The organism is Mycetocola sp. Y444 (assembly GCF_059445295.1).
The window spans coordinates 14,791-40,094 of the sequence record NZ_JCAIUB010000001.1; the positions used below are offsets into that span (position 1 = coordinate 14,791).

The window sequence follows — 25,304 nt, forward strand, 5'->3', positions numbered from 1 at the left end:
AACGGAGTTCCCGTGGCCGACGACTCTCTCGCCCTCATCGGCCCACGACTCAAGAGCTGGCGCGAAAAGCGCAGTATGACGCTCGCCGAGCTTTCGGAGACCACCGGAATCTCGTCGAGCACACTCTCGCGACTCGAGGCGGGCAAGCGCGCTCCGAACCTGGAGCTTGTGGTGCCAATCGCGCGGGCGCTGAGACTGGAGCTCGATGACATAGTTCCGCGTGCCGCACCCAGCCCCCTGGTAAAGCGAACAACGAAGCGGGTCGGTGAGGTGCAGTTCGAAACGCTCTCGCCGGAGTCGAGTCCTGTGCAGACCTATAAGGTCACATTTCCCGCCAACCCGGCGGGTGTCGCCGCCGTGCCTGAGCCACGAGTGCACGAGGGGCACGAGTGGCTCTACGTGCTCTCGGGGCATCTGCGCCTCGTGCTCGGTGAACAGGACGTGACCCTCGGGCCTGGAGAGGCTGCGGAGTTCGACACGCGCATTCCGCACTGGCTGTCGGCGACCGGCGCCGGGCCCGTCGAGATGCTGTCGATTTTCAGCAAAGAGGGTAAGCGCATCCACCTCCGCGCCCGCCCCTCGACGGGCGCGTCCTCGGCGCGCTGACGGCTCGTCGTTTCGGGCGGAGGATCGTGGGGGCCAGGACCTCTGCGTGCCTCGGCCCCGTGTTTGTCCTCCCGAAACGCTGCCGGGTGGCAGCCGTGTGTGCTCGGGTCCCTGGTTTTCCCTCCCGAAACTCTGCCGGGAGGGGCCAGGCGTCAGCGCGGCCGGGCTTTGCTCGGGTGTCGGTTGGTTGGCGCCGCCGGGCGGGACTCTGGCGTGCCGCCCGTCGTTTCGGGCGGAGGATCGTGGGGGCCAGGGCCTCTGCGTGCCTCGGCCCCGGGTTCTTCCTCCCGAAACTCTGCCCGGTGGTGCCCCTCGCCCGTGCGTGGCCGGGCTGTGCTCGGGTGTCGGTTGGTTGGGGTCGCCGGGCGGGACTGTGGTCGTGCCCGTCGTTTCGGGCGGACGATCGTGGGGGTCAGGGCCTCTGCGTGCCTCGGCCCCGTGTTTGTCCTCCCGAAACGCTGCTGTGAGGCACCGATGCGTGAACGTGGGCGCGGACTACCAGCCGTCGACGATCGACATGAACCCGGCGAAAGCGAAAACCCCCGGCACCACATAGAGGAAGGTGAGAAGGGCCAGCCAGCCGGCAGCACGCAGACCCCACCGGGCGCTGTTGGCCCGATCGCGCAGAGCGAGGCGGCGCCCATCGGGTCCGATGCGCGGCTCCCGGGCGACGTACCGCACGTCCGGCGCATCAAGCTCGGCGCGAATGCGCGTGACGAGGCGAGACGTGTCCTGCCCGGGAACGCGTTCGTCGAGATACCGGGCGGCTTTTGCGGTGATGCGGGGCACGACGGTGGTGAGGATGGCGCCGAATCTGTGCCACGAGGCGGGGTCAGCGAAGTCAGCCCCCGGCCTGGTGAAGAAAATTATTGACGTGTCGCGGATCTCCACGTTGAAGCCCCAGGCGTGGTCGATGAGGTCGGCCATCACATCGGGCGTCAGGACATAGAGGGCCTCCCTGCCGTACTCCGTCGGTGAATAGACGCGGAACCAGTTGTCGAATTCCCCACCAACCGACAGCCTCTGCTGCTGATCAATACCCTCGGGCAGGTCGCTCGTGAGCCCGTCGTTGACTGTCGCGTCAAGGACGAGGTGGGGCAGCGGCGCGGGAAGTGCCACGCGCAGGTACCGCCACTCGCCGGCCCGCGGGCCATATGGAGTGGCGTTGCCGAACTCGACCCCGGGCGCTTCGAAGCGTGGGAACTGTTCCATCGGACGCCCGTCGGCGCCGAGGAGGGAGGAGAACTGAGCGACCGATCGGGGTCGTGGCTCAAAGCCGTTGGCGAGGGCGGTCAGGTCCTGCCGCCACTGCCGCAGTTGTGCTCGCGGCGTGGGCGGTCTGGCCGCCCACCGCGCCAGCCATACCGTTCCCGCGAGCCAGGCCGCAAAAACGACCATGCTGCCAACGATGTCGAGAACGTCCGTGCCCGTGACCTGACCGCCCTGATACCCATCCACACGGATGCCGAACGTCATGAAGACGATGCAGAGGTACCAGAGCAGGAGGCAGTTGTTCACATGAACGAGAACCTGCCGTTTGTTCGGTACCCAGGCGGGGCGGGAATCACGACGGAGGGCCGCTACGGCGGCACCAACGTCAGCGTCGGATGCGGTTAACCAGCGGATGTCCACAGTTCATTGTGGCGTAGCTGGGCGTCGCCGCTGACCGCGCGCGAGGGCGCTCAGAGCAGCTTGCGCAGCGTCCGCAGATTGCGGGTTGTCGTCACGGCCGTACTCTTCACTTTGGCAGTCCGCTTCGCGAAGGCGCTGTCGGTGGACAGTCCCCGGCTCACCTCCCAGTACAGCACGTCGTCCCCGCGGGCGACGCGCTCCACGGACTCATCGAGCAACTGATGATCAAGGCCGTCGAACACCGCGGGATCACTGGCGAAAATGACGTAGGGGTGTTTGTCGTCGACCTCATCGAACGGATAGGCAGAAGCGACTTTCTCAAGTGTGTCCTGCGCGACGACAATGACCCGTGCTGCATAACCGAACTCATCGGTCAGGGCCTTCTCGATTCGAACTGCCAGCGCCGCACCGTCGGTCTCGGACGTCGTGAAGAGTACGTTGCCCGACGCGAGCACCGTCTTCACGTCGTCGAAGCCGAGCGCACGGAAAACTTCGGCGAGAGGCGCAGACTTCACGGTGATGCCGCCGACATTGACGCCACGCAGGAGAGCGACCCAGCGTCGCGGGGCGTCCATTGGAGTGCCGGAGGTCATCACTGGTCTCGTCACTGTTCGTGGGTTCGTGGGTTACGGGGTCGCCGCAGCCGCGCGCCGCCGCATCGACGGCGTGATCTCGCGATGTTGCCACGTGATGGTGAACTTCGGGTCGAAGGTCCGCGAGCACACACCGCAGCTCGTCACGTGCCTGGGCTTGCGGTGGCGATAAAGGGTGTGCCCGCTCGGGCATGCCCCCACCCAGGGTGCGAGCTCGTCGGCGGTCTCGCCGTTGTGAAGCCTCGAGCCGACGTAGCCCAGGTCTTCGGCAACCCGTCGCCACGCAGGACCATGCCCGGCCCGCTGGCCGGCCAGCGCGTGGGCAACCTCGTGCAGCAGGATCTGGTGGACATCATCGTCGTCGTATCGAGCAGCGAGGTAACGCGACACGGTGATCCGGTGCGTTGTGAAGTTGCAGAGGCCTGCGCGGCGCTTGGCGTTGTCGAAGCCGAACGACCAGACGGAGGGGTCGAGATGCAACCTGATCAGAGAATCGGCCCACAGCCGAACCTTTACCAAATCTGACATGTCATCACGTTAGCGGCAGCCTCCGACATTCAGGCACTTTCGGTCAAGCCCGCTGACCGACAAAGGACTCGGTGACGGCGACGGCGATAAGCGCCGACTCGATCTGGTCATCGGATGCTCCGAGTTCGGTCCGCAGGGCAACCGCGGCCCTGAAGTCCGCAAGAGCAGGCTTGAACTCGCGCTGGTCGAAGTACACCTTGCCGCGGTGCTGGAGCGCGAGCGCCTCGTGCAGCTTCCACTCGTGAGTGTGTGCTTCGTCGATGAGGGAGGACAGTTCGTGAATTGCCTCGTCGAAAGCGCCACGGAACTGCAGTACCTGTGCGCGAAGCATCCGTGGCTGCATCAGCCCTTTACGGTCGCCCGTGAAGCGCGCGAGCCGCACGCACTGGTTGGCGACGTCGAGTGCGTCGTCGAGTTGCCCGGCGACCTTGTACAGCCACGCCTTCTCGCAGAGGGCGCTGAGGCTGCGCATGTCGCCGAGTTCCTCGAGGCGTTCTCCAACGGCCTTGAGGTCGACTTTTTCGCGCAGTGTTTTGGCGTCATAGCCAAGAATGATGCTCAGGGTGTACTCCAAGGGTGGTGCTGCCCGGTGTCGCCGATTTCCCCGGGGCTACTGTCGACTTTAACCCTCGACAAGCGGGGAGAGCGTGACCTCGACCAGCCTGTCGTCATCCGGGGTCGGATTTCCTCTGCCGTCGGTGTTGTTCGTGATCATCCAGAGTGAGCCGTCGGGGCCGGGCGCCACATCGCGGATGCGCCCGAACTCGCCGTCGAAGAACGGCTGGGCCGAAATAACGCCCTCAAGCCCGACACTGCCCTCGGGGACATGGACGCCGTCGAGGATCGACCAGAGCTTCTCGCCGCGAAGGGCCGCCATGAACAGGGTGTTGTCGACAACGGTGAGCCCGCTCGGGCTCGCATCGCTGGTCGACCACTGGAAGACGGGGTCGACGTAGTCTGCGTTGGCTGCGGCGCCCTCGACGGCCGGCCAGCCGTAGTTCGAACCTGGTTCGATCAGATTGAGTTCGTCCCAGGTGTTCTGCCCGAACTCGCTGGCCCACAGGCGTCCGTCTTCGCTCCACGCGATGCCCTGCGGGTTGCGGTGACCGAGCGAGTACACCGGAGAGCCGGGGAACGGGTTGTCCTGCGGGACCTCGCCGACCGGCGTGAGTCGGAGGATCTTGCCGTTGAGCGAGGCCTGGTCCTGCGCGTTGTCCGGGTCGCCCGCGTCGCCGACCGTGACGTACAGCATCCCGTCGGGACCGAAAGCGATGCGGCCGCCATTGTGGTTGGCCGCCTTCTCGAACCCGGAGATGACGACCTCAGCTGTGCCGAGCGCGAGGGAGCCGGGCGAGCCGTCCAACGGCATCCGTATGACGCGGTTGTCCGAAGCCGTGGTGAGGTAGGCGTAGATCCACCTGGTGTCGCCGACCGTGCGGGAGGCGAGGCCGAGCAAGCCGCCCTCTCCCTGGGCTTCGACGTCGGGAAGGACGACGGCCTCGCGGAGGTCTCCGGCGATCGTCAACTCCATGATCTGACCGGTGTCGCGGTAGCTGATCAGGGTGCTGTCGCCGAGGGGCAGGATCGACCACGGTGCCTCGAGGCCGGTGGCGAGTACCGTCGTCTCGCCGGTTGGGCCGACGGGACCTGTGCTCGTCGGAGCGGGAGCAGGGGTGGTCGCTGGCGAACCGGATGGCGCGCCGGGCGCCTCGGGGGCGCTCGCCGTGCATCCCGTGAGAAAAGCCGTCGCGACCAGCGCGATGGCGGTGCCCAGCTGCGTGCGACGTGCCATGTCAGCTCCCGGACTTCACCTGGAAAATGCTCTTGGCGGGCGGGGGAGACGGGATCGCTGTCGCGTCGGTCATCACCGGGGCGCCCGCGACGAACTGCTTGAGTTCGCTGCCGTAGACGGCCTTGGCAGGGTGCGGTCCGCCGGCGAGAAGCCGGGGGATGAAGTCCATCGGCAACTCGGCGTTCGAACCGACGAGGACGAGGTTGCCGAAGCGCCTGCCCTTGAGGATCTGCGTCTCGGCGAGCACCGCGACGGAGGAGACCGCGGCGTTCAGCGTCGCCACCTGGTTGCGGGCAAAGGCCAGCCCGGGGCCGTCGGCGACGTTGACCACGATGATGCCATCTGGGGCGAGAAGGGCGGATGCTGCGCGATAGAACTCGAGGCTCGTCACGTGGGCTGGCGTGCGGGCCCCGGAGAAGATGTCGACAACGACGAGGTCGACGGTGCCGGCGAGTCCACCCGGCAGTCGGCCGAGCACCTCGCGGGCATCGCCGTACCTGACCCGGATCGCCGCCCGCTTGGGCCACGGCAGGTGTTCGCGCACGAAGTCGACGAGGTCCTGTTCGATCTCGATGACCTGCTGGCGGCTGCCCGGGCGGGTGGCCTCGATGTAGCGGGGAAGGGTGAGTGCGCCAGCGCCGAGGTGAACCGCGGTGATCGGCTTGCCAGGATCCCGGAATTCGTCGATGACGTGGCCGATGCGCTGGATGTATTCGAAGAAGAGCTGGCTCGGGTCATCGAGGTTGACGTGCGACTGCGGGGTGCCGTCAACGACGAGCTGGAAGCTCCCCGGGTTGAAGCGGTCGGCCTCGATCACAGCCTGGAAACCGCTCAGGGCCAGTTTGATGCTGGGGTTGTCGGTCTCGCGCGATGCCATGGTTCGAGCCTACCTTTGCTCCATCACGCGAGTTGCTGGGTTTGCACGGGTTCGGCCCGCTCGTTGAGCGGCTCCAGCGCTCGCCGAGGGATCTTGACGCCGCGCTGTCCCGTGCACGCAGAAAAAACCGGCTGACGGCATCCGCAGGTTAACAGCGGCACACAACTCGCGGTTTCACCGCTGATGAGCCTGAAAGACCTGCCGCCAGTCCGCCGCGGAAACAGGGTTCTGAACGGGACGAGCCCCTGGCGTGCGGATGCCGGAGAACGGGTGCGCGAGGTCCCCTTCGGCCAGCCGTGCCCGGCTGACTCCAAGCGCCCGCGCCTGGGCCACGGTGAATGGGCGACCGGTGAGTTCGTGAGGAAGAGGTTTGCGCGCGGTCATCCGCCCAGCATGGGTTGGAGCGTTTTCGGCGGCCGGGGCTGAACAAGTTCTGTGAATCAGTGAACCGCCCCTGTGGCCGGTTGAGGACTGTTTCGTCCCCTCAGGGCACGGCTTTCCGGGGTTCCTGAGACGGGGGAGCGGCGGCGGGCGGTCTTTATACCGCAGCAGCGGATGCCAGTCAAGGCGAAGCACTGGACAGGGGAGTTAAGAAGACATATAGTAGACCTTTGCGCTCCCAGACGTTTCCATGCCTTCATATTGCGGTCGGCCCAAGTGTTTCTTTCTCAAGAAAGACGCACCATTTTTGATGGCGTCTGACGAGTTCTCCATTACTACCAGTAACTAGAGCCTGTACGAGGGCCCACGGAGGTTATTTCCTTGGCTGTTGCGCGCAACGCATCCACCAACTCACCCAAGAACGGCCGCGACGCATCGCGTCTGTCGTTCGCGAAGATCACCGACACCCTGACGGTTCCGGATCTGCTTGCTTTGCAGACCGAGAGCTTCGACTGGCTCGTGGGCAACGACGTGTGGAAAGCACGCGTCGATGAAGCCACCAAGGCCGGCCGTCAGGATCTGCCGACTCACTCCGGCCTCGACGAGATCTTCGAGGAGATCTCACCGATCGAGGACCTCGGCGAGACGATGCAGCTGAGCTTCACCAGCCCCTTCCTGGAGCCGGAGAAGTACTCGATCGATGAGTGCAAGGAGCGTGGCAAGACCTACGCTGCTCCGCTCTACGTCGAGGCCGAGTTCATGAACCACCTCACCGGTGAGATCAAGACTCAGACAGTGTTCATGGGCGACTTCCCGCTCATGACCGAAAAGGGCACGTTCATCATCAACGGCACCGAGCGTGTCGTTGTGTCGCAGCTCGTCCGCAGCCCGGGTGTGTACTTCGACCGCAACCAGGAAAAGACATCCGACAAGGACATCTTCTCCGCTCGCATCATCCCGAGCCGCGGTGCATGGCTCGAGTTCGAGATCGACAAGCGCGACCAGGTCGGCGTTCGCATCGACCGCAAGCGCAAGCAGTCGGTCACCGTGTTCCTCAAGGCCCTCGGCCTGACCAGCGAAGACATCCTCGAGCAGTTCAAGGGCTTCGAGTCGATCGAGCTGACCCTCGAGAAGGACACCATCCTCACGAAGGAAGATGCGCTCCGCGACATCTACCGGAAGCTCCGTCCGGGAGAGCAGGTCGCCGCTGAGGCTGCCCGCGCACTCCTCGACAACTTCTACTTCAACTCCAAGCGTTACGACCTCGCCAAGGTCGGTCGTTACAAGATCAACAAGAAACTCGGTCTTGAAGCACCGCTCAGCGACAGTGTGCTGACCGTCGATGACATCGTCGAGACGATCAAGTACCTCGTTCGCCTGCACTCGGGTGAGACCACCTTCACCGGTCTCCGCGATGGCAAGAAGGCGGAGATCCGCCTGGACATCGACGACATCGACAACTTCGGTAACCGTCGTATCCGCGCCGTCGGCGAGCTCATCCAGAACCAGGTTCGCACCGGTCTGTCCCGCATGGAGCGCGTCGTTCGCGAGCGCATGACCACGCAGGACATCGAAGCGATCACCCCGCAGACCCTGATCAACGTGCGCCCCGTCGTTGCCGCGATCAAGGAGTTCTTCGGTACGTCGCAGCTCTCGCAGTTCATGGACCAGAACAACCCGCTCGCTGGCCTCACCCACAAGCGTCGCCTTTCGGCGCTTGGCCCCGGTGGTCTGTCGCGTGAGCGTGCAGGTGTCGAGGTTCGAGACGTTCACCCGTCCCACTACGGCCGTATGTGCCCGATTGAGACGCCTGAAGGCCCGAACATCGGTCTGATCGGCTCGCTCGCATCGTTCGCACGCATCAACGCGTTCGGTTTCATCGAGACCCCGTACCGTCGCGTTGTCGACGGACTCGTCACGAAGGACATCGACTACCTCACGGCGATGGAAGAGGACGACTACATCGTCGCCCAGGCCAACGCACCGTTGAACGACGATGGCCGCTTCACCGAGGACCGCGTCCTCGCCCGCCGCAAGGGCGGAGAGGTTGACCTCTTCCCCGCGTCGGAAATCGGCTACATGGATGTTTCGCCTCGCCAGATGGTTTCCGTCGCGACGAGCCTCATCCCGTTCCTCGAGCACGACGATGCAAACCGCGCACTCATGGGTGCCAACATGCAGCGCCAGGCAGTTCCGCTGCTTCGCTCGGAGTCGCCGATCGTCGGAACCGGTATGGAGGGCTACGCAGCCATCGACGCCGGTGACGTGATCACCGCCGAGAAGTCGGGTGTTGTCGCCGAGGTTTCCGCCGAGGTCGTCACCATCCAGCTCGACGAGGGTGGAACCCAGGAGTACTACCTCCGCAAGTTCGACCGCTCCAACCAGGGCACCAGCTTCAACAACCGCGTCATCGTCTCAGCGGGCGACCGCATCGAGGCCGGCGAGGTCATCGCTGATGGTCCCGCAACGGAGAACGGCGAGCTCGCACTCGGAAAGAACCTCCTCGTGGCATTCATGTCATGGGAGGGTCACAACTTCGAGGACGCGATCATCCTGAGCCAGAACCTGGTGAAGGACGACACCCTCTCCTCGATTCACATCGAGGAGTACGAGGTCGACTCTCGCGACACCAAGCTGGGTAAGGAAGAGATCACCCGTGACCTTCCGAACGTCAGCCCGGAGCTGCTGAAGGACCTCGACGAGCGCGGCATCATCCGCATCGGCGCCGAAGTTCGCCCCGGCGACATCCTCGTCGGAAAGGTCACGCCGAAGGGCGAGACCGAGCTTTCCGCCGAAGAGCGTCTGCTCCGTGCGATCTTCAACGAGAAGAGCCGCGAAGTTCGCGACACCTCGCTCAAGGTTCCCCACGGTGAGCGCGGCACGATCATCGCCGTCAAGGAGTTCAACTCCGAAGATGGCGACGACGAGCTCGGCTCGGGTGTCAACCGCCGCGTGGTCGTCTACATCGCCCAGAAGCGCAAGATCACCGAGGGTGACAAGCTCTCCGGTCGTCACGGCAACAAGGGTGTCATCTCGAAGATTCTGCCTGTCGAAGACATGCCGTTCCTCGAAGACGGAACCCCCGTCGACATCATCCTCAACCCGCTCGGTATCCCGGGTCGAATGAACTTCGGCCAGGTCCTCGAGCTTCACCTCGGCTGGATCGCTCAGCAGGGCTGGAAGGTTGAAGGCAAGCCGACGTGGGCGAAGAACCTGCCGGCAGAGGCACACAGTGCTCCCGCCGGAACCAAGGTTGCGACCCCCGTGTTCGACGGTGCTTCCGAGGAAGAGATCGCAGGTCTCCTCGACTCGACGACGGTCACCCGCGATGGCGACCGCCTCATCGGATCAAGCGGTAAGGCCCGCCTGTTCGATGGTCGCTCCGGTGAGCCGTTCCCGATGCCGATCTCGGTTGGCTACATGTACATCCTCAAGCTGCACCACCTCGTCGACGACAAGATCCACGCTCGTTCGACCGGACCGTACTCGATGATCACCCAGCAGCCGCTCGGTGGTAAGGCACAGTTCGGTGGACAGCGCTTCGGTGAGATGGAAGTGTGGGCGCTCGAAGCTTATGGAGCTGCTTACGCTCTCCAGGAGCTGCTGACGATCAAGTCCGATGACATCCTTGGCCGCGTCAAGGTGTACGAGGCCATCGTCAAGGGTGAGAACATCCAGGAGCCCGGCATCCCCGAGTCCTTCAAGGTTCTGATCAAGGAAATGCAGTCTCTCTGCCTGAACGTTGAGGTCCTGTCAGCTGACGGAACTGTCGTCAGCCTTAAAGACACCGACGACGACGCCTTCCGCGCTGCGGAAGAACTCGGCATCAACATTTCCTCCAGGTTCGAGTCCTCGTCAATCGACGAGATCTAAGCCTGGCCAACTGAAGACCTCAGAGAACTTTCTTTAGGAGAGAAATTGCTCGACGTAACAACTTTTGATGCGCTTCGCATTGGCCTGGCTACAGCCGACGACATTCGTCGTTGGTCGTACGGCGAGGTCAAGAAGCCTGAAACAATCAACTACCGCACCCTGAAGCCCGAGAAGGATGGTCTGTTCGGTGAACAGATCTTCGGCCCGAGCCGTGACTGGGAATGCTCCTGTGGCAAGTACAAGCGTGTCCGCTTTAAGGGCATCGTTTGTGAGCGCTGTGGAGTGGAAGTCACCAAGTCGTCCGTGCGCCGTGAGCGCATGGGTCACATTGAGTTGGCTGCCCCCGTCACCCACATCTGGTACTTCAAGGGCGTTCCGTCGCGCTTGGGTTACCTGCTCGACATGGCACCGAAGGACCTCGAAAAGGTCATCTACTTCGCGGCATACATGGTCATCTCCGTTGACGAGGAAGCTCGCCACGAAGACATGCCAGGCCTTGAGAACGAGATCCGTCTCGAGATCAAGACCCTCGGCGACCAGCGCGACACCCGCATTGCTGACCGTCTGAAGAAGCTCGAAGACGACCTCGCTGCCCTCGAGGCAGAAGGCGCCAAGGCTGACCAGAAGCGTCGCACCAAGGACGCCGCTGAGAAGGAGATGAGCCAGGCCCGCAAGTCGTACGACGAGCAGATCGCTCACCTCGAGCGTGTCTGGGACGACTTCCGCAGCCTGAAGGTCGGAGACCTGAAGCCTGAGGATGCCGTCTTCCACGAACTGCAGGACCGTTTCGGCCTGTACTTCGAGGCGTTCATGGGCGCGGAAGCGATCCAGAAGCGACTGCTGAGCTTCGACCTCGCGGCTGAGTCCGAGCTGCTGCACACGCAGATCGCCGAAGGCAAGGGTCAGAAGAAGATCCGCGCCATCAAGCGCCTCCGTGTCGTCAACTCGTTCCTCTCGACCGGCAACTCGCCGGCCGCGATGGTGCTCGAGGTTGTCCCGGTTATCCCGCCGGAACTGCGCCCGATGGTGCAGCTCGACGGTGGCCGCTTCGCGACATCCGACCTCAACGACCTCTACCGTCGTGTGATCAACCGCAACAACCGTCTGCGTCGACTGCTTGACCTCGGTGCCCCCGAGATCATCGTCAACAACGAGAAGCGCATGCTTCAGGAGGCTGTTGACGCTCTGTTCGACAACGGTCGCCGTGGTCGTCCGGTTACAGGAACGGGAAACCGTGCCCTCAAGTCCCTGAGCGACATGCTCAAGGGTAAGCAGGGTCGTTTCCGTCAGAACCTGCTCGGAAAGCGCGTTGACTACTCGGGTCGTTCGGTCATCATCGTTGGACCGCAGCTCAAGCTGCACCAGTGTGGTCTGCCGAAGCAGATGGCTCTCGAGCTGTTCAAGCCGTTCGTCATCAAGCGCCTGATCGACCTGAGCCACGCTCAGAACATCAAGGCAGCAAAGCGCATGGTCGAGCGCAGCCGTCCCGAGGTCTGGGACGTTCTCGAAGAGATCATCCGCGAGCGTCCGGTCATGCTGAACCGTGCACCTACGCTCCACCGCCTCGGAATCCAGGCGTTCGAACCTCAGCTCGTTGAGGGTAAGGCCATCCAGCTTCACCCCCTCGTCTGTGCTGCATTCAACGCTGACTTCGACGGTGACCAGATGGCTGTTCACCTGCCGCTCTCGGTTGAGGCGCAGGCTGAAGCTCGCATCCTGATGCTCGCATCGAACAACATCCTCAAGCCGTCTGACGGACGCCCGGTCACCCTGCCTACGCAGGACATGATCATCGGCCTGCACCACCTGACCACCCTCAAGGAGGGTGTCGCCGGTGAAGGTCGCGCGTTCTCGTCGATCGCGGAAGCAATTCTCGCGTTCGACCAGAAGTCACTCGACCTCAACGCCAAGGTGCGCATTCGTCTTCACGACATCACCTTCGCCAAGGGCGAGGGCCCAGAGGGCTACGAAGGCAGCGGAGTTGTACTCGTCGAGACCACACTCGGTCGCGCGCTGTTCAACGAAGCCCTTCCGGACGACTACCCGTACGTCGAAGCAGTTGCCGACAAGGGCCAGCTCTCCGCGATCGTCAATGACCTCGCAGAGCGTTACCCGAAGACAGTTGTGGCCGCGACCCTTGACAACATCAAGGACGCCGGTTTCCACTGGGCAACCCGCTCAGGCGTCACCGTTGCGCTCAGCGACGTTCTCACCCCGCCGAACAAGCGCGAGATCGTCATGGGCTACGAGAAGCTCGCCGCCAAGGTGCAGGGCCAGTTCGACAAGGGTCTGACCACCGACGCGGAGCGTCGTCAGGAGCTCATCAAGATCTGGACCGAGGCGACCGAAAAGGTTGCTGAGGCGATGCGCGCCAACTTCCCCGAGGACAACACGATTAACCGCATGGTGTCGTCTGGTGCTCGTGGTAACTGGCTGCAGATCCGCAACATTGCGGGTATGCGAGGCCTGGTGAACAACCCGAAGGGTGAGATCATCCCTCGCCCGATCATCTCGTCCTACCGCGAGGGCCTGTCGGTTGCCGAGTACTTCATCGCAACCCACGGTGCTCGTAAGGGACTTGCTGACACGGCGCTTCGTACGGCCGACTCGGGTTACCTCACACGTCGACTCGTCGACGTGTCGCAGGACGTCATCATCCGTGAAGAAGACTGTGGAACGACCAAGGGCCTCGAGCTCGCGATCGCCGCTGTCGACTCCACCGGAACCCTCGTCCGTGACGCCAACGTTGAGAACTCCGTGTTCGCTCGTTCGCTCGCTGCAGACGCCATCGACCCGAAGGGCACCGTTGTTGCGGAGGCCGGTTCGGACGTCGGAGACGTTCTCATCGACAAGCTCGTCGAGGCAGGTGTCGAGAGCATCAAGGTGCGCTCGGTCCTGACTTGTGAGTCCGCTGTCGGTGTTTGTGCAGCCTGCTACGGCCGTTCGCTCGCAACCGGAAAGCTCGTCGACATCGGAGAGGCCGTCGGCATCATCGCGGCACAGTCGATCGGTGAGCCCGGTACCCAGCTGACGATGCGTACGTTCCACACCGGTGGTTCGGCATCAGCAGACGACATCACGCAGGGTCTTCCCCGCGTCCAGGAGCTCTTCGAGGCCCGTACCCCCAAGGGTGCGACGCCGATCGCTGAAGCTGCAGGTCGCGTCAACATCGAAGACACTGACCGTAGCCGCAAGATCATCCTCACGCCGGACAACGGCGACGAGCCAGTGATCTACCCGGTTCTCAAGCGCGCGACCCTCCTCATTGAAGATGGTCAGCACGTTGAGCTCGGTCAGCCTCTGCACCTCGGTGCCGTCGACCCGAAGGAAGTTCTCCGGGTTCTCGGTGTTCGCGAAGTTCAGAAGCACCTCGTTGGTGGCGTCCAGGGCGTTTACCGCTCGCAGGGTGTACCCATCCACGACAAGCACATCGAAGTCATCGTCCGCCAGATGCTCCGCAAGGTGACAGTGGTTGACCACGGTGACACAGGCCTCCTGCCTGGTGAGCTCGTCGACCGGATGAAGTACAACGAGCTGAACCGTGCTGCGCTGACCGAAGGCAAGAAGACGGCATCCGCTCGTCAGGAAGTCATGGGTATCACCAAGGCTTCTCTCGCGACCGAGTCGTGGCTCTCTGCCGCATCGTTCCAGGAGACGACCCGCGTTCTCACGCAGGCCGCCATGGAGGGCAAGAGCGACCCGCTTCTTGGCCTCAAGGAGAACGTCATCATCGGTAAGCTCATCCCGGCCGGAACCGGACTCGGAAAGTACCGCAACGTCACAGTTGAGGCAACTGATGAGGCCAAGGCCGAGCGTTACCCGAACCGTATCTTCGCAACGGATGGTGCATTCGATGAGGCCGACCTCGGCTTCGTTGACTTCGACACCTTCTCGAGTGACGATTTCACCCCCGGTACCTACAACTAGGTAGCAGGCACAGTCGCTTCGGCGGCTGACACGAAAGGCCCCGACTCTTGAGTCGGGGCCTTTCGTCGTTAACGGATGCCTGCGGCCGCGTTCGCGACGCGCTCGACAGCACCCGTTCGGAGATTGTCCAAATCGTGACCGGATGTTGCGGGATGAGTGGTCGGCAGCGCGGTAGCTTGGGGGCCTGCCTCGCGAAAGGACAGCCATGTCGGACCAGTTCGGAATCCCCGGTGAAGAAACCCCCGTTCCGGCGGACGACGGTCAGCGACGTCGGCGCCTCATCCTGTGGATCTCGGTCGGGCTCGTGGTTGCCGTCGTGATCGCCCTGGTGGTGTTCTGGGCGGTCCGTGATGGTGCGGAGACCGGCGGCGAACCGACGCCGACGCCGACTGCGACGCGGACAACGACCGCCACGCCGACTCCGAGCCTTACGCCGACGCCGACGCCGACGCCGACACCCGAAGACCCCGACGCGATCTCTCTGCCGTCGGAGTGCTCGGCGGTCTACAGCCCCACGTTCTTCGAGGGTCTCAGCGCGTCCGGTATGCCGCTCAACGATGAAACCCTTGCCGGTACTGCGCCAACCAAATCGGAGAGTGCGGAAGCGATCCGAGAGACGTTGCCATCCATCGACTGCGACTGGGGAGTGGCGAGCGAGGTCGGGATCGGGACCGCGGTGAATATCGTCGACGCGGGCCAGATCGCAGCGGCGATTGAAGCGCTCACCGCTGACGGTCACAGCTGCGTCGAGTGGATGGGCGGCACGCACTGCACGATCCTGTGGGTCGACGAGTCCGGTGAGTACGGGCCGGCTGGCGAGTCGCACTACTTCCGGAGCAACGGGTGGGTGTCCACGCACTGGACCCAGGTGGATTTTGCCGGATACACGGAAGACATTATCGCAACGCTCTGGGGGTAGCGCGCCGGGCGGATGCCGTCACGGAGCGGGGAGGCAACGACGCGTCACGTGAATGGGGGCGCCGAATCCCCAACGGGGGACTGTGGCCACCTGGCACCTGGACTGTAGCGTGACAAGGCTGCCAAGCACTGACACGATCCGGGGGGTGATCTTCGTGCCATCCATTATGGAGACGCTGATCCTCCAGGGGATCCTCCCGTTCGACCAGCTCGAGCGGGTCAGCCGCAACCAGGCCGATGACGAGGTCGCACTCGGCGCGCTGCTCGAGCAGAAGATGGTCACCCCGGTCCAGCTCGCGCGAGCGCGGGCAACGCAGGCCGGGATCGGCTTCGTCGAGCTTCTCGAGTACCCGGTGGACCGCACGGCTGTTGCTCTCGTGCCCGCCACGCTCTGCCGGCGGCACTCGGTGCTGCCAATCGGGCTCGTCGACGGCGTGCTTCAGCTCGCGATGGTCACACCGGGTGATGTGTTCGCGATCGACGATGTGCGTGCGGCAACCCACCTGAGGGTTGAGAAGGTGCAGGCGGAGCAGGGCGACCTCCTCGCCGCCATCGATCGGTACCTGCGTGCCGATGACGAGCTCAACGACCTGACGAGCACGCTCGAAGAAGAGTCAGCTCCGCAGGATGCCGGACTCGGCATCGCGGACAACAGTGATGACGATGCGCCTATCGTGCGGTTCGTCAACCTTCTCGTGTCGCAGGCGATCCAGGACAGCGCCTCCGACATCCATATCGAACCTGGCGAGCACGAACTCCGGGTGCGATACCGCATTGACGGCGTGCTCCATGAGATGCAGAGCGCGCCCAAGAGCATCCAGAACGGTGTGATCTCGAGGCTCAAGATCATGAGCGATATCGACATCGCCGAGCGGCGTAAACCGCAGGACGGCCGGATGTCGGTGAGCCACGGCGGGCGCAAGATCGACCTGCGCGTGGCGACACTGCCCACCGTGTGGGGCGAGAAGGTCGTCATGCGAATTCTCGACAACTCGAACACGAGCCTCGACCTGCGCGACCTTCAGTTGCTCGACCGCAACTTCGAGGCGTACAAGAAGTCATACACGAAGCCGTACGGCATGATCCTCGTTACTGGCCCGACCGGTTCGGGGAAGTCGACGACGCTTTACACGACGCTCAACACCGTGGCGCGTCCCGAGATCAACGTGATCACCGTCGAAGACCCCGTCGAGTATCGGATGGCGGGCATCAACCAGGTGCAGGTCAATCCGAAAGCGGGGCTCACCTTCGCGAGTGCGCTGAGGTCGATCCTGCGTTCGGACCCCGATGTGGTGCTGCTCGGCGAGATCCGTGATCATGAAACCGCGCAGATCGCGATCGAAGCGTCGCTCACCGGCCACCTCGTGCTGTCGACCCTGCACACGAACGATGCGCCCAGCGCCGTCGTGCGGCTGACCGAAATGGATATCGAACCCTTCCTCGTCGGGTCGGCGCTCGACTGCGTCGTCGCCCAGCGTCTCGCGCGGCGGCTCTGTGACCGGTGCAAGGCACCGGCCGAGCACACGGCCGATGACCTGCTCCGGATGAAGTTTCCGCAGGTCCCGGTTAGCCGCCGGATGCCCGGAATCTTCCGACCCGTCGGCTGCAACCAGTGCTCGAACACCGGGTACCGCGGCCGGCTCGCGATTCACGAGGTCATGAGTATCTCTGAGGAGATCGAGCGGATGGCCGTCGCCCGCGCGTCGAGTGCGGACATCGGGAGGGTGGCTCGTGAGCAGGGGATGCTCACGCTCCGCGAAGACGGGTACACCAAAGCCACCATGGGGCTCACAAGCCTCGAGGAGATTCTGCGGGTCGTCGTCTAACGGCGCTCGCAGTGGGGACGGCAGGTGCCGAACCCGGACATTCACACAGCAGAAAGCACATTTGAGGGAGTGACGCTTGAGCGATCCAATCTATGAGATTCCGATCCTGCCGCCCGGCGCGAACGTTGGCGGTTGGACGCCGGGAATCAAGCCACGAACGGATGCCAGCACCGGCGTTCCTGCTGCGGACGCACCGGATCCTTTGGTCACCAGCGCTACCTCGGACTCTGAGTCAAGGGGCATTGATGTCTTCGACGAACTCGCGCCGCCGTTCGCGCCGCGTGCCGGGTTGCAGTTCAGCGATGCGTCTCCGTCGATGGCTGCTTCGCCGCCGATGGCTGCGTCGCCACCCCTGACGACGCCGGTTCCGCAGGCAGCCCCGCCGATGACCCGCAGCGAGGCCAACCGTATGGCCCAGGCCGCTGCCGCAGCACGCGCTGAGCGAAACGGGGGTGAGCAGGTCGCACCGCAGGCAGAAGCTGAGATCTCGCTCGTTGAGGCTCTCTCTGCTGTGGTCGCCCTCGGGGCATCCGACCTGCACGTCACGGCCGACGCTCCGCCGATGATCCGCGTCAACGGTGGGCTGAAACCGATCGACGGCGCAGCGCCCTGGAGCCGGGACAAGGTGACGGCGGAGCTCGCCGCCATCGTGACCGACAAGCAGCGCGAGATGTTCTATGACCATCTCGAGCTCGACTTTGCGCACACCCTCACCGCGGACAGCCGGTTCCGCGTGAACTACTACATGCAGCGCGGTGCGATTGGGGCGGCGTTCCGGTTGATTCCGACCGAGATCAAGCGGCTCAGCGACCTTGGAGTGCCTGACTCTGTCAGTCGGTTTGCTGCCCTGCCACGCGGCCTGGTGCTCGTGACCGGTCCGACCGGTTCGGGTAAGTCCACCACGCTGGCCGGACTCATCGACCTCGTGAACCGTACCCGCGCCGACCACATCGTGACGGTCGAAGACCCAATCGAGTTCATGCACAAGAACCAGAAGTCGATCGTCAACCAGCGTGAGGTCGGTGCAGACACGCACAGCTTCGCGAACGCGCTCAAGCATGTGCTGCGTCAGGACCCCGACGTCATCCTGATCGGTGAGCTTCGTGACCTCGAGACGATCTCGGTGGCGCTGACCGCCGCCGAGACCGGCCACCTCGTCTTCGCGACGCTGCACACGCAGGATGCCGCGCAGACGATCGACCGTGTGATCGACGTCTTCCCGTCGCATCAGCAGGATCAGGTGCGCACGCAGTTGTCTGGTGTGCTGCAGGGCGTCGTCTGCCAGACCCTCGTGCCGAAGGCGAGCGGGTCGGGGCGAGTGGTTGCGACCGAGGTCATGGTGATCACGCCGGCGCTGTCGAACCTCATCCGTGAGGGTAAGACCTACCAGATCCTCTCGGCGATGCAGGCGGGTAGGGAACTCGGCATGCACACTATGGACCAGCACCTCGCTGAGCTCGTCAACTCAGGCAGGGTGACCCGCCAGGCCGCGGAAGCGAAAGCCCACGACCCAGAGGGCTTCTCACGGATGCTCAGCGGTGTTCAGTCACCGACCGAGGCATCGACTCGTGCGATGCAGGCGTCGGGGATCGACTTCGGCGATTCGTTCTCGAACAGGCTGGAGCGGTAAGTGCCAACCACCCTCGCCTATGCCTACAAGGGACGAGACGCAGCGGGCAAGATGGTCAAGGGCAAAGTCGAGGCTTCGAGCGAGTCGGCCGTTGCTACCCGTCTCCGATCGATGGGGCTGTCACCGATCTCGATTGAGGCCGCGCCAGACGGCACAGGGCTGAGTAAAGAGATCACGATCCCCGGATTCTCGAAGGGTGTCGGGCTCAAGGACCTCGCGATCATGAGCCGGCAGATGTCGACGATGGCCAGTGCGGGCTTGTCGCTCATGAAGACGCTGACGATCCTTGCCGATCAGACAGAGTCGAAGCCGTTGGCGAAGATTCTGGTCACGGTGCGTGACGACGTCGAGGCTGGTTCGTCGCTGTCGGATGCCATGCGGAAGCACCACAAGGACTTCCCGCCGATCATGATCAACATGGTCAAGGCGGGGGAAACCGGCGGTTTCCTCGACAAAGCGCTTGACACGGTCGCGACGAACTTCGAGAAGGAAGCGGCGCTCAAGAACAGCATCAAGAGCGCCATGACCTACCCCGTGGTAGTCGTCTGCATGGTGGTCCTCGCGGTGGCGGGCATGCTCATCTTTATCGTGCCGGTGTTCAAGGACATGTTCGAGGGGATGGGCGGCAGCCTGCCCCTTCCGACCCAGATCCTGGTCACGCTGTCGGAGCAGATGATCTGGCTTGGGCCGCTCATCCTGGTGCTCTCTATCGTCGGTGGCGTCTGGTGGAAGTCGCACAAGAATGACGAGAACGTACGCAAGTTCCTCGACCCGCTCAAACTCAAGATGCCCGTGTTCGGCCTGCTTATGAAGAAGCTCGCTGTTGCGAGGTTTTCCCGCAACTTCGCGGACATGATCGGCGCCGGTGTGCCGATCCTGCAGGCGCTTCAAATCGTCGGGGAGACATCCGGCAACTACGTCATTCAAGAGGCGCTCAAGAAGGTCGCAGACTCGGTGCGTCAGGGGAAATCGATCGCTGGCCCGATGGCGGAGGAGGATGTCTTTCCGCCGATGGTTGTGCAGATGGTCGCCGTCGGTGAGGACTCGGGCGCGATGCAGCAGATGCTCGAGAAGATCGCCGAGTTCTACGACCAGGAGGTGCAGACCATGACCGACAGCCTCACGTCGCTGATCGAGCCGCTGCTCATCGCCTTCCTCGGCATCGTCGTCGGCGGCATGATCGTCGCCCTTTACTTGCCCGTCTTCAACATCGCCACATTGATGCAATAACTGAGGTTCACTCAGCTTAATGCGTCACTGCCCCCGAGCTGGGGTGGCAATGTGCTCAAGTGACCCCTATTCGCGTGTGCAGGTTGAATGTGTCCTTCCCATATGGTCAGAGAAGGGGGGCCACCGGGATTTCCGACCCACAAATTAGTAACGCTCAGTCAAAGGAAAATTTCATGGTTTCTCGCATCACCGCTGCGCTCGCCGCACGCTACAAGGCCATTCAAGAGAAGGAAAAGGGCTTTACCCTGATCGAGCTCCTCGTCGTCGTCATCATCATCGGCGTCCTCGCCGCGATCGCGATCCCCGTCTACCTCGGCATCCAGAACAACGCAAAGGAAAGCTCTGTTCAGTCCGATGTCACCAATGCGAAAATTGCCGTGATCGCGTATCAGACGGACACCGGCAAGCTTCCGACGGACAAGACTGCCCTCGCGCTGGATAAGAAATACGGATTCACCCTAGGAGAGCACACGGCATCGCTTACGTTCCAGCAGACCGCTGATAAGACGGGATTCTGCATCGTCGGGGTGCCTGATGCTGACGCCGGTTTCACAACCACTTTCGCGGCAACCGACTCAGCGGGTGCCGCAAAGGGCGGCTGCACAGACGGTGTGTTCACTGCGCCTAAAGCGTAAAACCCGCACCTAAATGGTGTGAGGATGGGGCACTGTCGCATGCGACAGTGCCCCATCCTCCTTGATGCCCGTTTTTCCGTCGTCTCGATCCAAGGGGAGGAATGCCTTGATCACTTCTGGATCCAGACCGCTCCCGAACGCCCGCCGGGACAGTGGGCTTACGCTCATCGAGGTCATCGTCGCCATGATGGTCTTCGCGCTTGTGTCGCTGGGTGTCGCGTATTCCATGACGAGCGTTCTCGCCATGACATCAGATTCTCGTGGCCGCGTCGCTGCAGCGAATTTGGCTGCGGGAGAGATAGATCTCGTGCGGTCGTACGAAGACGTTTTTGGGGTTCTGGATCGAACCGTCGTGGAAACCGTCGGAGGAATCAAATACACGGTCGAGCGATCCACATCGTGGGTGTCCACCCTCGGCACAGACGTTAGCTGCGACAAAGCAGGCGGCACGCTTCAGTACAAGAGAATCAACGTGACTGTGACCTGGGAGGGGAAGCGGAAGGCTACGAAGCCGGTACGCACAGACACACTCTTGACCCCGGGAAGCCGGATCAATGATCCGCAGACGGGAACGATTTTGGTCTCGGTGAAAGCTGCTTCCGGGTCAGGTAACCCGAAAGTTACCGTTACTGCCGTTCCTACGTCCGGCGGCGGTGCGATCACACAGGCGGCGCCAGTCACGGATGCAGATGGATGCAGCTACCTCCTGAAAGTCAAGCCCGGAACCTACGACGTCAAGGTCGAGAAGTCAGACAATGTGGATCTCGAGCATGAGGACGAGCCGAAGCTCGTCGCGACTGTGAAGAAGGGCGAATCGACATCCGTGGCTTTCGCCTATGACCTGGCTGCAAACTACAGATTGAACTACGTCCCGACTCCGGTCCCGCTGGCCCCTATCCCTGCAGCGAATCTCCTCGTGCCTACTAACCTCGATGTGAGCTTCCTCAGCACCTACAACCCATTCGTGAAGCTTGACGCGGGCAATTCTGTACCGCTATTCCCGTGGCCATCGGGCTACCAGGCGATTGCCGGTGCTTACGCATCCTCCTTGACCGAAAAGCCCTGCACCGTTGTCGATCCTGCGGCCTGGCCTATCGATACGACCAGCAAGCCGAACCGACAGGGTGCGCGGCTTGAGGCAGAGTCGGCCGCACCGGGGAATGTCGCCGATGTAGAAGTGCCGGTTGGTGCGATCGACGTCGTCGGATCCGCAACGACGAACAAGACTTATCTCTTCGCAAAACGTCAAGTGACAGCGGGGGCGGGCATGCCGTCCTGCGACACTCCCGTCACTTACGAGTTTGGGCAAGTTGTGCCCAAGAGCAAGACTTCTATTTCAATTGCACTCCCGTACGGGAAGTGGACGCTATACACCACGACGAATGAGAAGGGCACAAGCTCGAAGACCGACTTAGACAGCACTCGGCTGACGGTGCGCACCAGCGGGACCGTGGATCCGAGCAAGATCGTCACGTTGGACCCCCGAGCGCCAATCGTGGTGCCATGAAGCGCGGGACCCACGAGAATCAAGACCGAGAAGCCGGTCTTGGGCTTAGCGAACTGGTCGTCACGATGTTCGTCTTCGGAGTCATTTTGACTTTGGTTGTCGGCGTTTTCGTTGGCATCGGCAAGGTCGCAGCGACGAGCCGTGCGACGGTGTCCAGTTCGAGCACGGCGTCCAACGCAATGAATGAGCTCGGGCAGGTGATCCGCAACGGGACAACGGTTCCCGTGAAGAACACCGTGACCCCTCTTCCCGCTTTCGCGGCCGCCGCTGGAGAGTCCGTCACTCTCTACTCGATCGTTGGCGGGAGTGGGGCCATGCTTGCACCGGTCAAGGTGACGTTCTCGGTGAACGCGTCGCGACAGCTGATCGAAACCCGTGTCGTAGCCAAAGACGTGGATGGCTACTGGTCGTGGCCGAGTTCCGCGACGACTACGACTCGCAACCTGAGCGGCTCATTACTCGTATCCACGGATGGAGTTCCTCTATTCACTTACCTGAACGGGGAGCGCCAGCCGTTGCCTGTTGGAGCGGACGGGGCATTGGCTGCGGAGCAGCTTGCAAAAGTAGCCGCGATAAAGGTGACGATGCGGGTCGAAGGAAATTCGGACGCACCCGGAAGAACCGTCGAACTCAAGAACACCATCGGTGTGCCGAACCTTGGGAATGTGAAGACATCATGAAGTACTCGGTCGCACGCTTCCTACGCATTCGCGGCGAAGCTGGAGCTGCGTTGGTGCTGGTGATCGTGCTTGGTGCCGTCATGATGCTCATCGTGGGGACTGCGGTCGCTATGTCGATCGGGGGACTCAGGTCCGCCAAGACCGCTGAGGACTGGAACGGTGCTCTTGCCGCCGCATACGCTGGCCTTGAGGAGTACCAGAACCGCCTCGCGAACGACAGCACTTACACAAAATACGGCAATCCCGACGCAGATTTTTCGAAGACGACTGGCGTCAAGGTAAGTCTTCCTGCGGACGATCCGAACCCAGCTTTTGGGCTCGGCTCGGGCAGCTGGGCCACAGTCCCCGGAAGTGAAGGGCAGGCGTCGTTTCGATACGAAATCGACAATTCGAAGTACACGGCGAATGGCGTCTTGACCGTGCGTTCAACAGGACGGGTCGGATCGGAGACACGATCGGTCGTCGCCGACCTCAAGCAAAAAGGTTTCATCGATTTCCTGTACTTCACGGACTACGAAGTACAAGACCCCACTCAAGGCGGAAACAACTGCACCCCCACGTACACCTGGAACTCGACGAACAAGTGCACGAAAATCTCCTTCGCCGATAACGACAAAATTGAGGGACCCCTCCACTCGAATGACACGCTCTACCTCTGTGGCACCTACAACGGCCCTGTAACAACGGCAAACACTAAGTCGTCGAACTATCAGAGGGCAGACGACTGTCCGAGCGATATGCCCATTTTCAATGCAGGTGTTCCGAAGACGGGCCAACTCATTGGCATGCCAGCAACAAACGCCCAGATGAAGAGGGAAACCCGTTCCGATCTCCCCACCGAAGTTCCTCGCCCGGGATGCCTTTACACGGGTCCCACGTCCATCCTGCTGAAGGACGACGGGACGATGGTCGTTAAGTCACCTTTCACTACGCACACGAACGTTGCCGGCGAAGTGCCCAAGTCTGGAACGAACCCTCTGAATCCGGACACAGGAAAGACCCTGTGTGGAGTACCAGGAACGGCTACTGGACAGCTTGGATCGCAAATGGGTGCCATCGTCGACGTACCTGATCAGAACCTGATCTACGTGCAGAATGTCCCGACGACGGTGACAACGCCGGCCAACCCAAACTTCACGGCAAAGAACGCCAACCCCGCAAACTTCAGTTGTACCAGTGCGGACAAAGGCGGCTGGAGCTTTGGCGGTAGCTCCGAGAAGATTCGATACCCGCTCGCGGATGAGAATTTCGTGCCCGAAGCGTCACCGGTGCACTACGGATGCCGAAACGGTGACGTTTATGTCAGCGGCAAGTTCAACGGAGCCATGACAATCGCTGCGGAGAACTATGTCTATATCACCGGCGACCTGGCATACGTTGATGACGGTGCTGACATTCTGGGTCTTGTGGGCAATAACGCCGTGTGGGTTTGGAACCCGATGAAAACGACGACATCTGGTGGCGGCTGGGGAGGCGGGTCGACTGTTTACACACCCCTCCTGACCGCGAAGGACCGAAAAGTATCCGCCGCAATTCTCTCGGTTGCTCATTCATTTCTGGTGCAGAGCCACGACAAAAGCACTTCACGGGGCACGCTTACCGTGCAAGGAGCCATCGCGCAGAAGTTCCGAGGTCCGGTAGCTACGACGGGCGGCACGGGCTATGCCAAACTCTACAAATACGACGAGAGACTGCGCTTCACGGCTCCGCCGAAGTTCCTCTCTCCGGTCTCGACGACATACGGGATCAGCCAAGTGGGCGGCGTTACCAGCGCCTTCAAAGCTGACGGATCGAAGCAATGACAGACCTGATTCCCGCCGCAGCGGCCGCCTCAATGGTGGTTCTTTTCGTTGGAGTGCTCGGCCTCCTCGTCGGGTCCTTCCTCAACGTCGTTATTTACCGGGTGCCGAACGGTATGTCCGTCGTTGCTCCACCGAGCGCATGCCCGGGGTGCGGCTCCCAGATCAAGCCGTACGACAATGTGCCCGTGTTGTCGTGGCTGGTGCTTCGCGGTAAGTGCCGCAGCTGCAAAGAGCCGATCTCAGCGCGCTACCCACTCGTCGAAGCGGGTGTCGGCGTGTTCTTCGCCGTGGTCGGGGTGTGGTGGTGGCTGGTTTCCAGCGAGTTCGCCACGTGCACCACCGGCGTTGTTGCCAACGTGCTCGTGCTCGTCGCATTTCTCTGGCTCGCCGGGGTCAGCGTCGCTCTCGCGCTCATTGACCTGGATACGCACAAGCTTCCCAACGCGATCGTCCTGCCGAGCTACCTCGTTGGCGGAATCTTGCTGGCGGCTGCCGGCATCCTGAATTCGGACTTTGACGCCTTGATTAGCGCTGGTGTCGGTATGGCGGCGATGTGGCTCGCCTACTTTCTGATGGCGATGCTCTACCCGGGCGGCATGGGGTTTGGCGACGTCAAACTCGCCGGCGTTCTGGGCCTCTACCTCGGGTTCGTCGGCTGGGGTGCGCTCCTCGTCGGCGCATTCGCTGCCTTCTTTCTTGGCGGGCTGTATGCGATCGGGCTCATGCTCGCACGCAAGGCGGGCCGCAAGAGCGGTATCCCGTTCGGTCCCTGGATGCTCATCGGCGCCTGGACCGGCATTTTCTTTGGCACCGCGCTATGGAATTCCTACCTCTCGCTGCTCGGTGTGGCGTAGGTAGAAAGTAAGA

Annotated in this window: 19 protein-coding genes; 12 read left to right on the forward strand and 7 right to left on the reverse strand. The window is 62.5% G+C overall.

What is annotated here, in order from left to right; all coding sequences use genetic code 11:
* The first annotated feature begins 12 nt into the window (after positions 1-12).
* A complete protein-coding gene (locus tag AC1C2M_RS00075) occupies positions 13-606 on the forward strand; it encodes a helix-turn-helix domain-containing protein (protein ID WP_495434850.1) in 594 nt (197 codons plus the stop codon).
* A gap of 495 nt (positions 607-1,101) precedes the next feature.
* Here AC1C2M_RS00075 and AC1C2M_RS00080 read toward each other — a convergent pair whose 3' ends face one another.
* The 7 genes from AC1C2M_RS00080 to AC1C2M_RS00110 form a co-directional block, all read right to left on the reverse strand.
* Positions 1,102-2,238, reverse strand: coding sequence for a hypothetical protein (locus tag AC1C2M_RS00080; protein WP_495434851.1), 1,137 nt, complete (start codon positions 2,236-2,238; stop codon positions 1,102-1,104).
* A 50-nt stretch (positions 2,239-2,288) separates the two neighbouring features.
* Entirely contained in the window at positions 2,289-2,846 is a 558-nt protein-coding gene (locus AC1C2M_RS00085; RefSeq protein ID WP_495434852.1) for a DUF1697 domain-containing protein, read from the reverse strand.
* Between the two features lie 18 nt (positions 2,847-2,864).
* Positions 2,865-3,359, reverse strand: a complete 495-nt coding sequence (locus AC1C2M_RS00090) for a SprT-like domain-containing protein (RefSeq protein ID WP_483404932.1) — start codon at positions 3,357-3,359, stop codon at positions 2,865-2,867.
* Positions 3,360-3,402: 43 nt separating this feature from the next.
* On the reverse strand, positions 3,403-3,933 hold the full coding sequence (locus AC1C2M_RS00095) for a hypothetical protein (protein WP_483404931.1): 531 nt from the start codon (positions 3,931-3,933) through the stop codon (positions 3,403-3,405).
* Between the two features lie 48 nt (positions 3,934-3,981).
* Positions 3,982-5,151, reverse strand: coding sequence for a PQQ-dependent sugar dehydrogenase (locus tag AC1C2M_RS00100; protein WP_495434853.1), 1,170 nt, complete (start codon positions 5,149-5,151; stop codon positions 3,982-3,984).
* A 1-nt stretch (position 5,152) separates the two neighbouring features.
* Positions 5,153-6,028 (reverse strand): spermidine synthase, encoded by an 876-nt coding sequence (locus AC1C2M_RS00105; RefSeq protein WP_108391820.1) that lies wholly within the window; start codon positions 6,026-6,028, stop codon positions 5,153-5,155.
* A gap of 174 nt (positions 6,029-6,202) precedes the next feature.
* Entirely contained in the window at positions 6,203-6,412 is a 210-nt protein-coding gene (locus AC1C2M_RS00110) for a hypothetical protein (RefSeq protein WP_495434854.1), read from the reverse strand.
* 378 nt (positions 6,413-6,790) lie between these two features.
* On the opposite strand from AC1C2M_RS00110, the gene rpoB reads away from it, so the two are divergent.
* The 11 genes from rpoB (at position 6,791) to AC1C2M_RS00165 (ending at position 25,291) form a co-directional block, all read left to right on the forward strand.
* Positions 6,791-10,282 carry a DNA-directed RNA polymerase subunit beta gene (rpoB, locus tag AC1C2M_RS00115; protein ID WP_483404928.1) on the forward strand — a complete coding sequence of 1,164 codons (3,492 nt, stop codon included), beginning with the start codon at positions 6,791-6,793 and terminating at the stop codon, positions 10,280-10,282.
* A 45-nt stretch (positions 10,283-10,327) separates the two neighbouring features.
* Complete coding sequence (locus AC1C2M_RS00120; protein WP_108391817.1) at positions 10,328-14,209, forward strand: DNA-directed RNA polymerase subunit beta'; 3,882 nt, start codon at positions 10,328-10,330, stop codon at positions 14,207-14,209.
* A gap of 205 nt (positions 14,210-14,414) precedes the next feature.
* Positions 14,415-15,128 (forward strand): hypothetical protein, encoded by a 714-nt coding sequence (locus tag AC1C2M_RS00125; protein WP_495434855.1) that lies wholly within the window; start codon positions 14,415-14,417, stop codon positions 15,126-15,128.
* A 154-nt stretch (positions 15,129-15,282) separates the two neighbouring features.
* Positions 15,283-16,953 (forward strand): GspE/PulE family protein, encoded by a 1,671-nt coding sequence (locus AC1C2M_RS00130; protein ID WP_495434856.1) that lies wholly within the window; start codon positions 15,283-15,285, stop codon positions 16,951-16,953.
* A gap of 76 nt (positions 16,954-17,029) precedes the next feature.
* Positions 17,030-18,583 carry a type IV pilus twitching motility protein PilT gene (locus tag AC1C2M_RS00135; protein WP_495434857.1) on the forward strand — a complete coding sequence of 518 codons (1,554 nt, stop codon included), beginning with the start codon at positions 17,030-17,032 and terminating at the stop codon, positions 18,581-18,583.
* On the forward strand, positions 18,584-19,813 hold the full coding sequence (locus AC1C2M_RS00140; protein WP_495434858.1) for a type II secretion system F family protein: 1,230 nt from the start codon (positions 18,584-18,586) through the stop codon (positions 19,811-19,813).
* A gap of 173 nt (positions 19,814-19,986) precedes the next feature.
* Positions 19,987-20,448, forward strand: coding sequence for a type IV pilin protein (locus AC1C2M_RS00145; protein ID WP_495434859.1), 462 nt, complete (start codon positions 19,987-19,989; stop codon positions 20,446-20,448).
* 106 nt (positions 20,449-20,554) lie between these two features.
* A complete protein-coding gene (locus AC1C2M_RS00150) occupies positions 20,555-21,955 on the forward strand; it encodes a type IV pilus modification PilV family protein (RefSeq protein WP_495434860.1) in 1,401 nt (466 codons plus the stop codon).
* Complete coding sequence (locus tag AC1C2M_RS00155; protein WP_495434861.1) at positions 21,952-22,635, forward strand: hypothetical protein; 684 nt, start codon at positions 21,952-21,954, stop codon at positions 22,633-22,635. Before AC1C2M_RS00150 ends, AC1C2M_RS00155 begins: the two co-directional genes overlap by 4 nt.
* Positions 22,632-24,437 carry a hypothetical protein gene (locus AC1C2M_RS00160; protein ID WP_495434862.1) on the forward strand — a complete coding sequence of 602 codons (1,806 nt, stop codon included), beginning with the start codon at positions 22,632-22,634 and terminating at the stop codon, positions 24,435-24,437. The genes AC1C2M_RS00155 and AC1C2M_RS00160 overlap by 4 nt, the downstream gene beginning before the upstream one ends.
* Positions 24,434-25,291, forward strand: coding sequence for a prepilin peptidase (locus AC1C2M_RS00165; protein WP_495434863.1), 858 nt, complete (start codon positions 24,434-24,436; stop codon positions 25,289-25,291). Before AC1C2M_RS00160 ends, AC1C2M_RS00165 begins: the two co-directional genes overlap by 4 nt.
* Positions 25,292-25,304 lie beyond the last annotated feature (13 nt).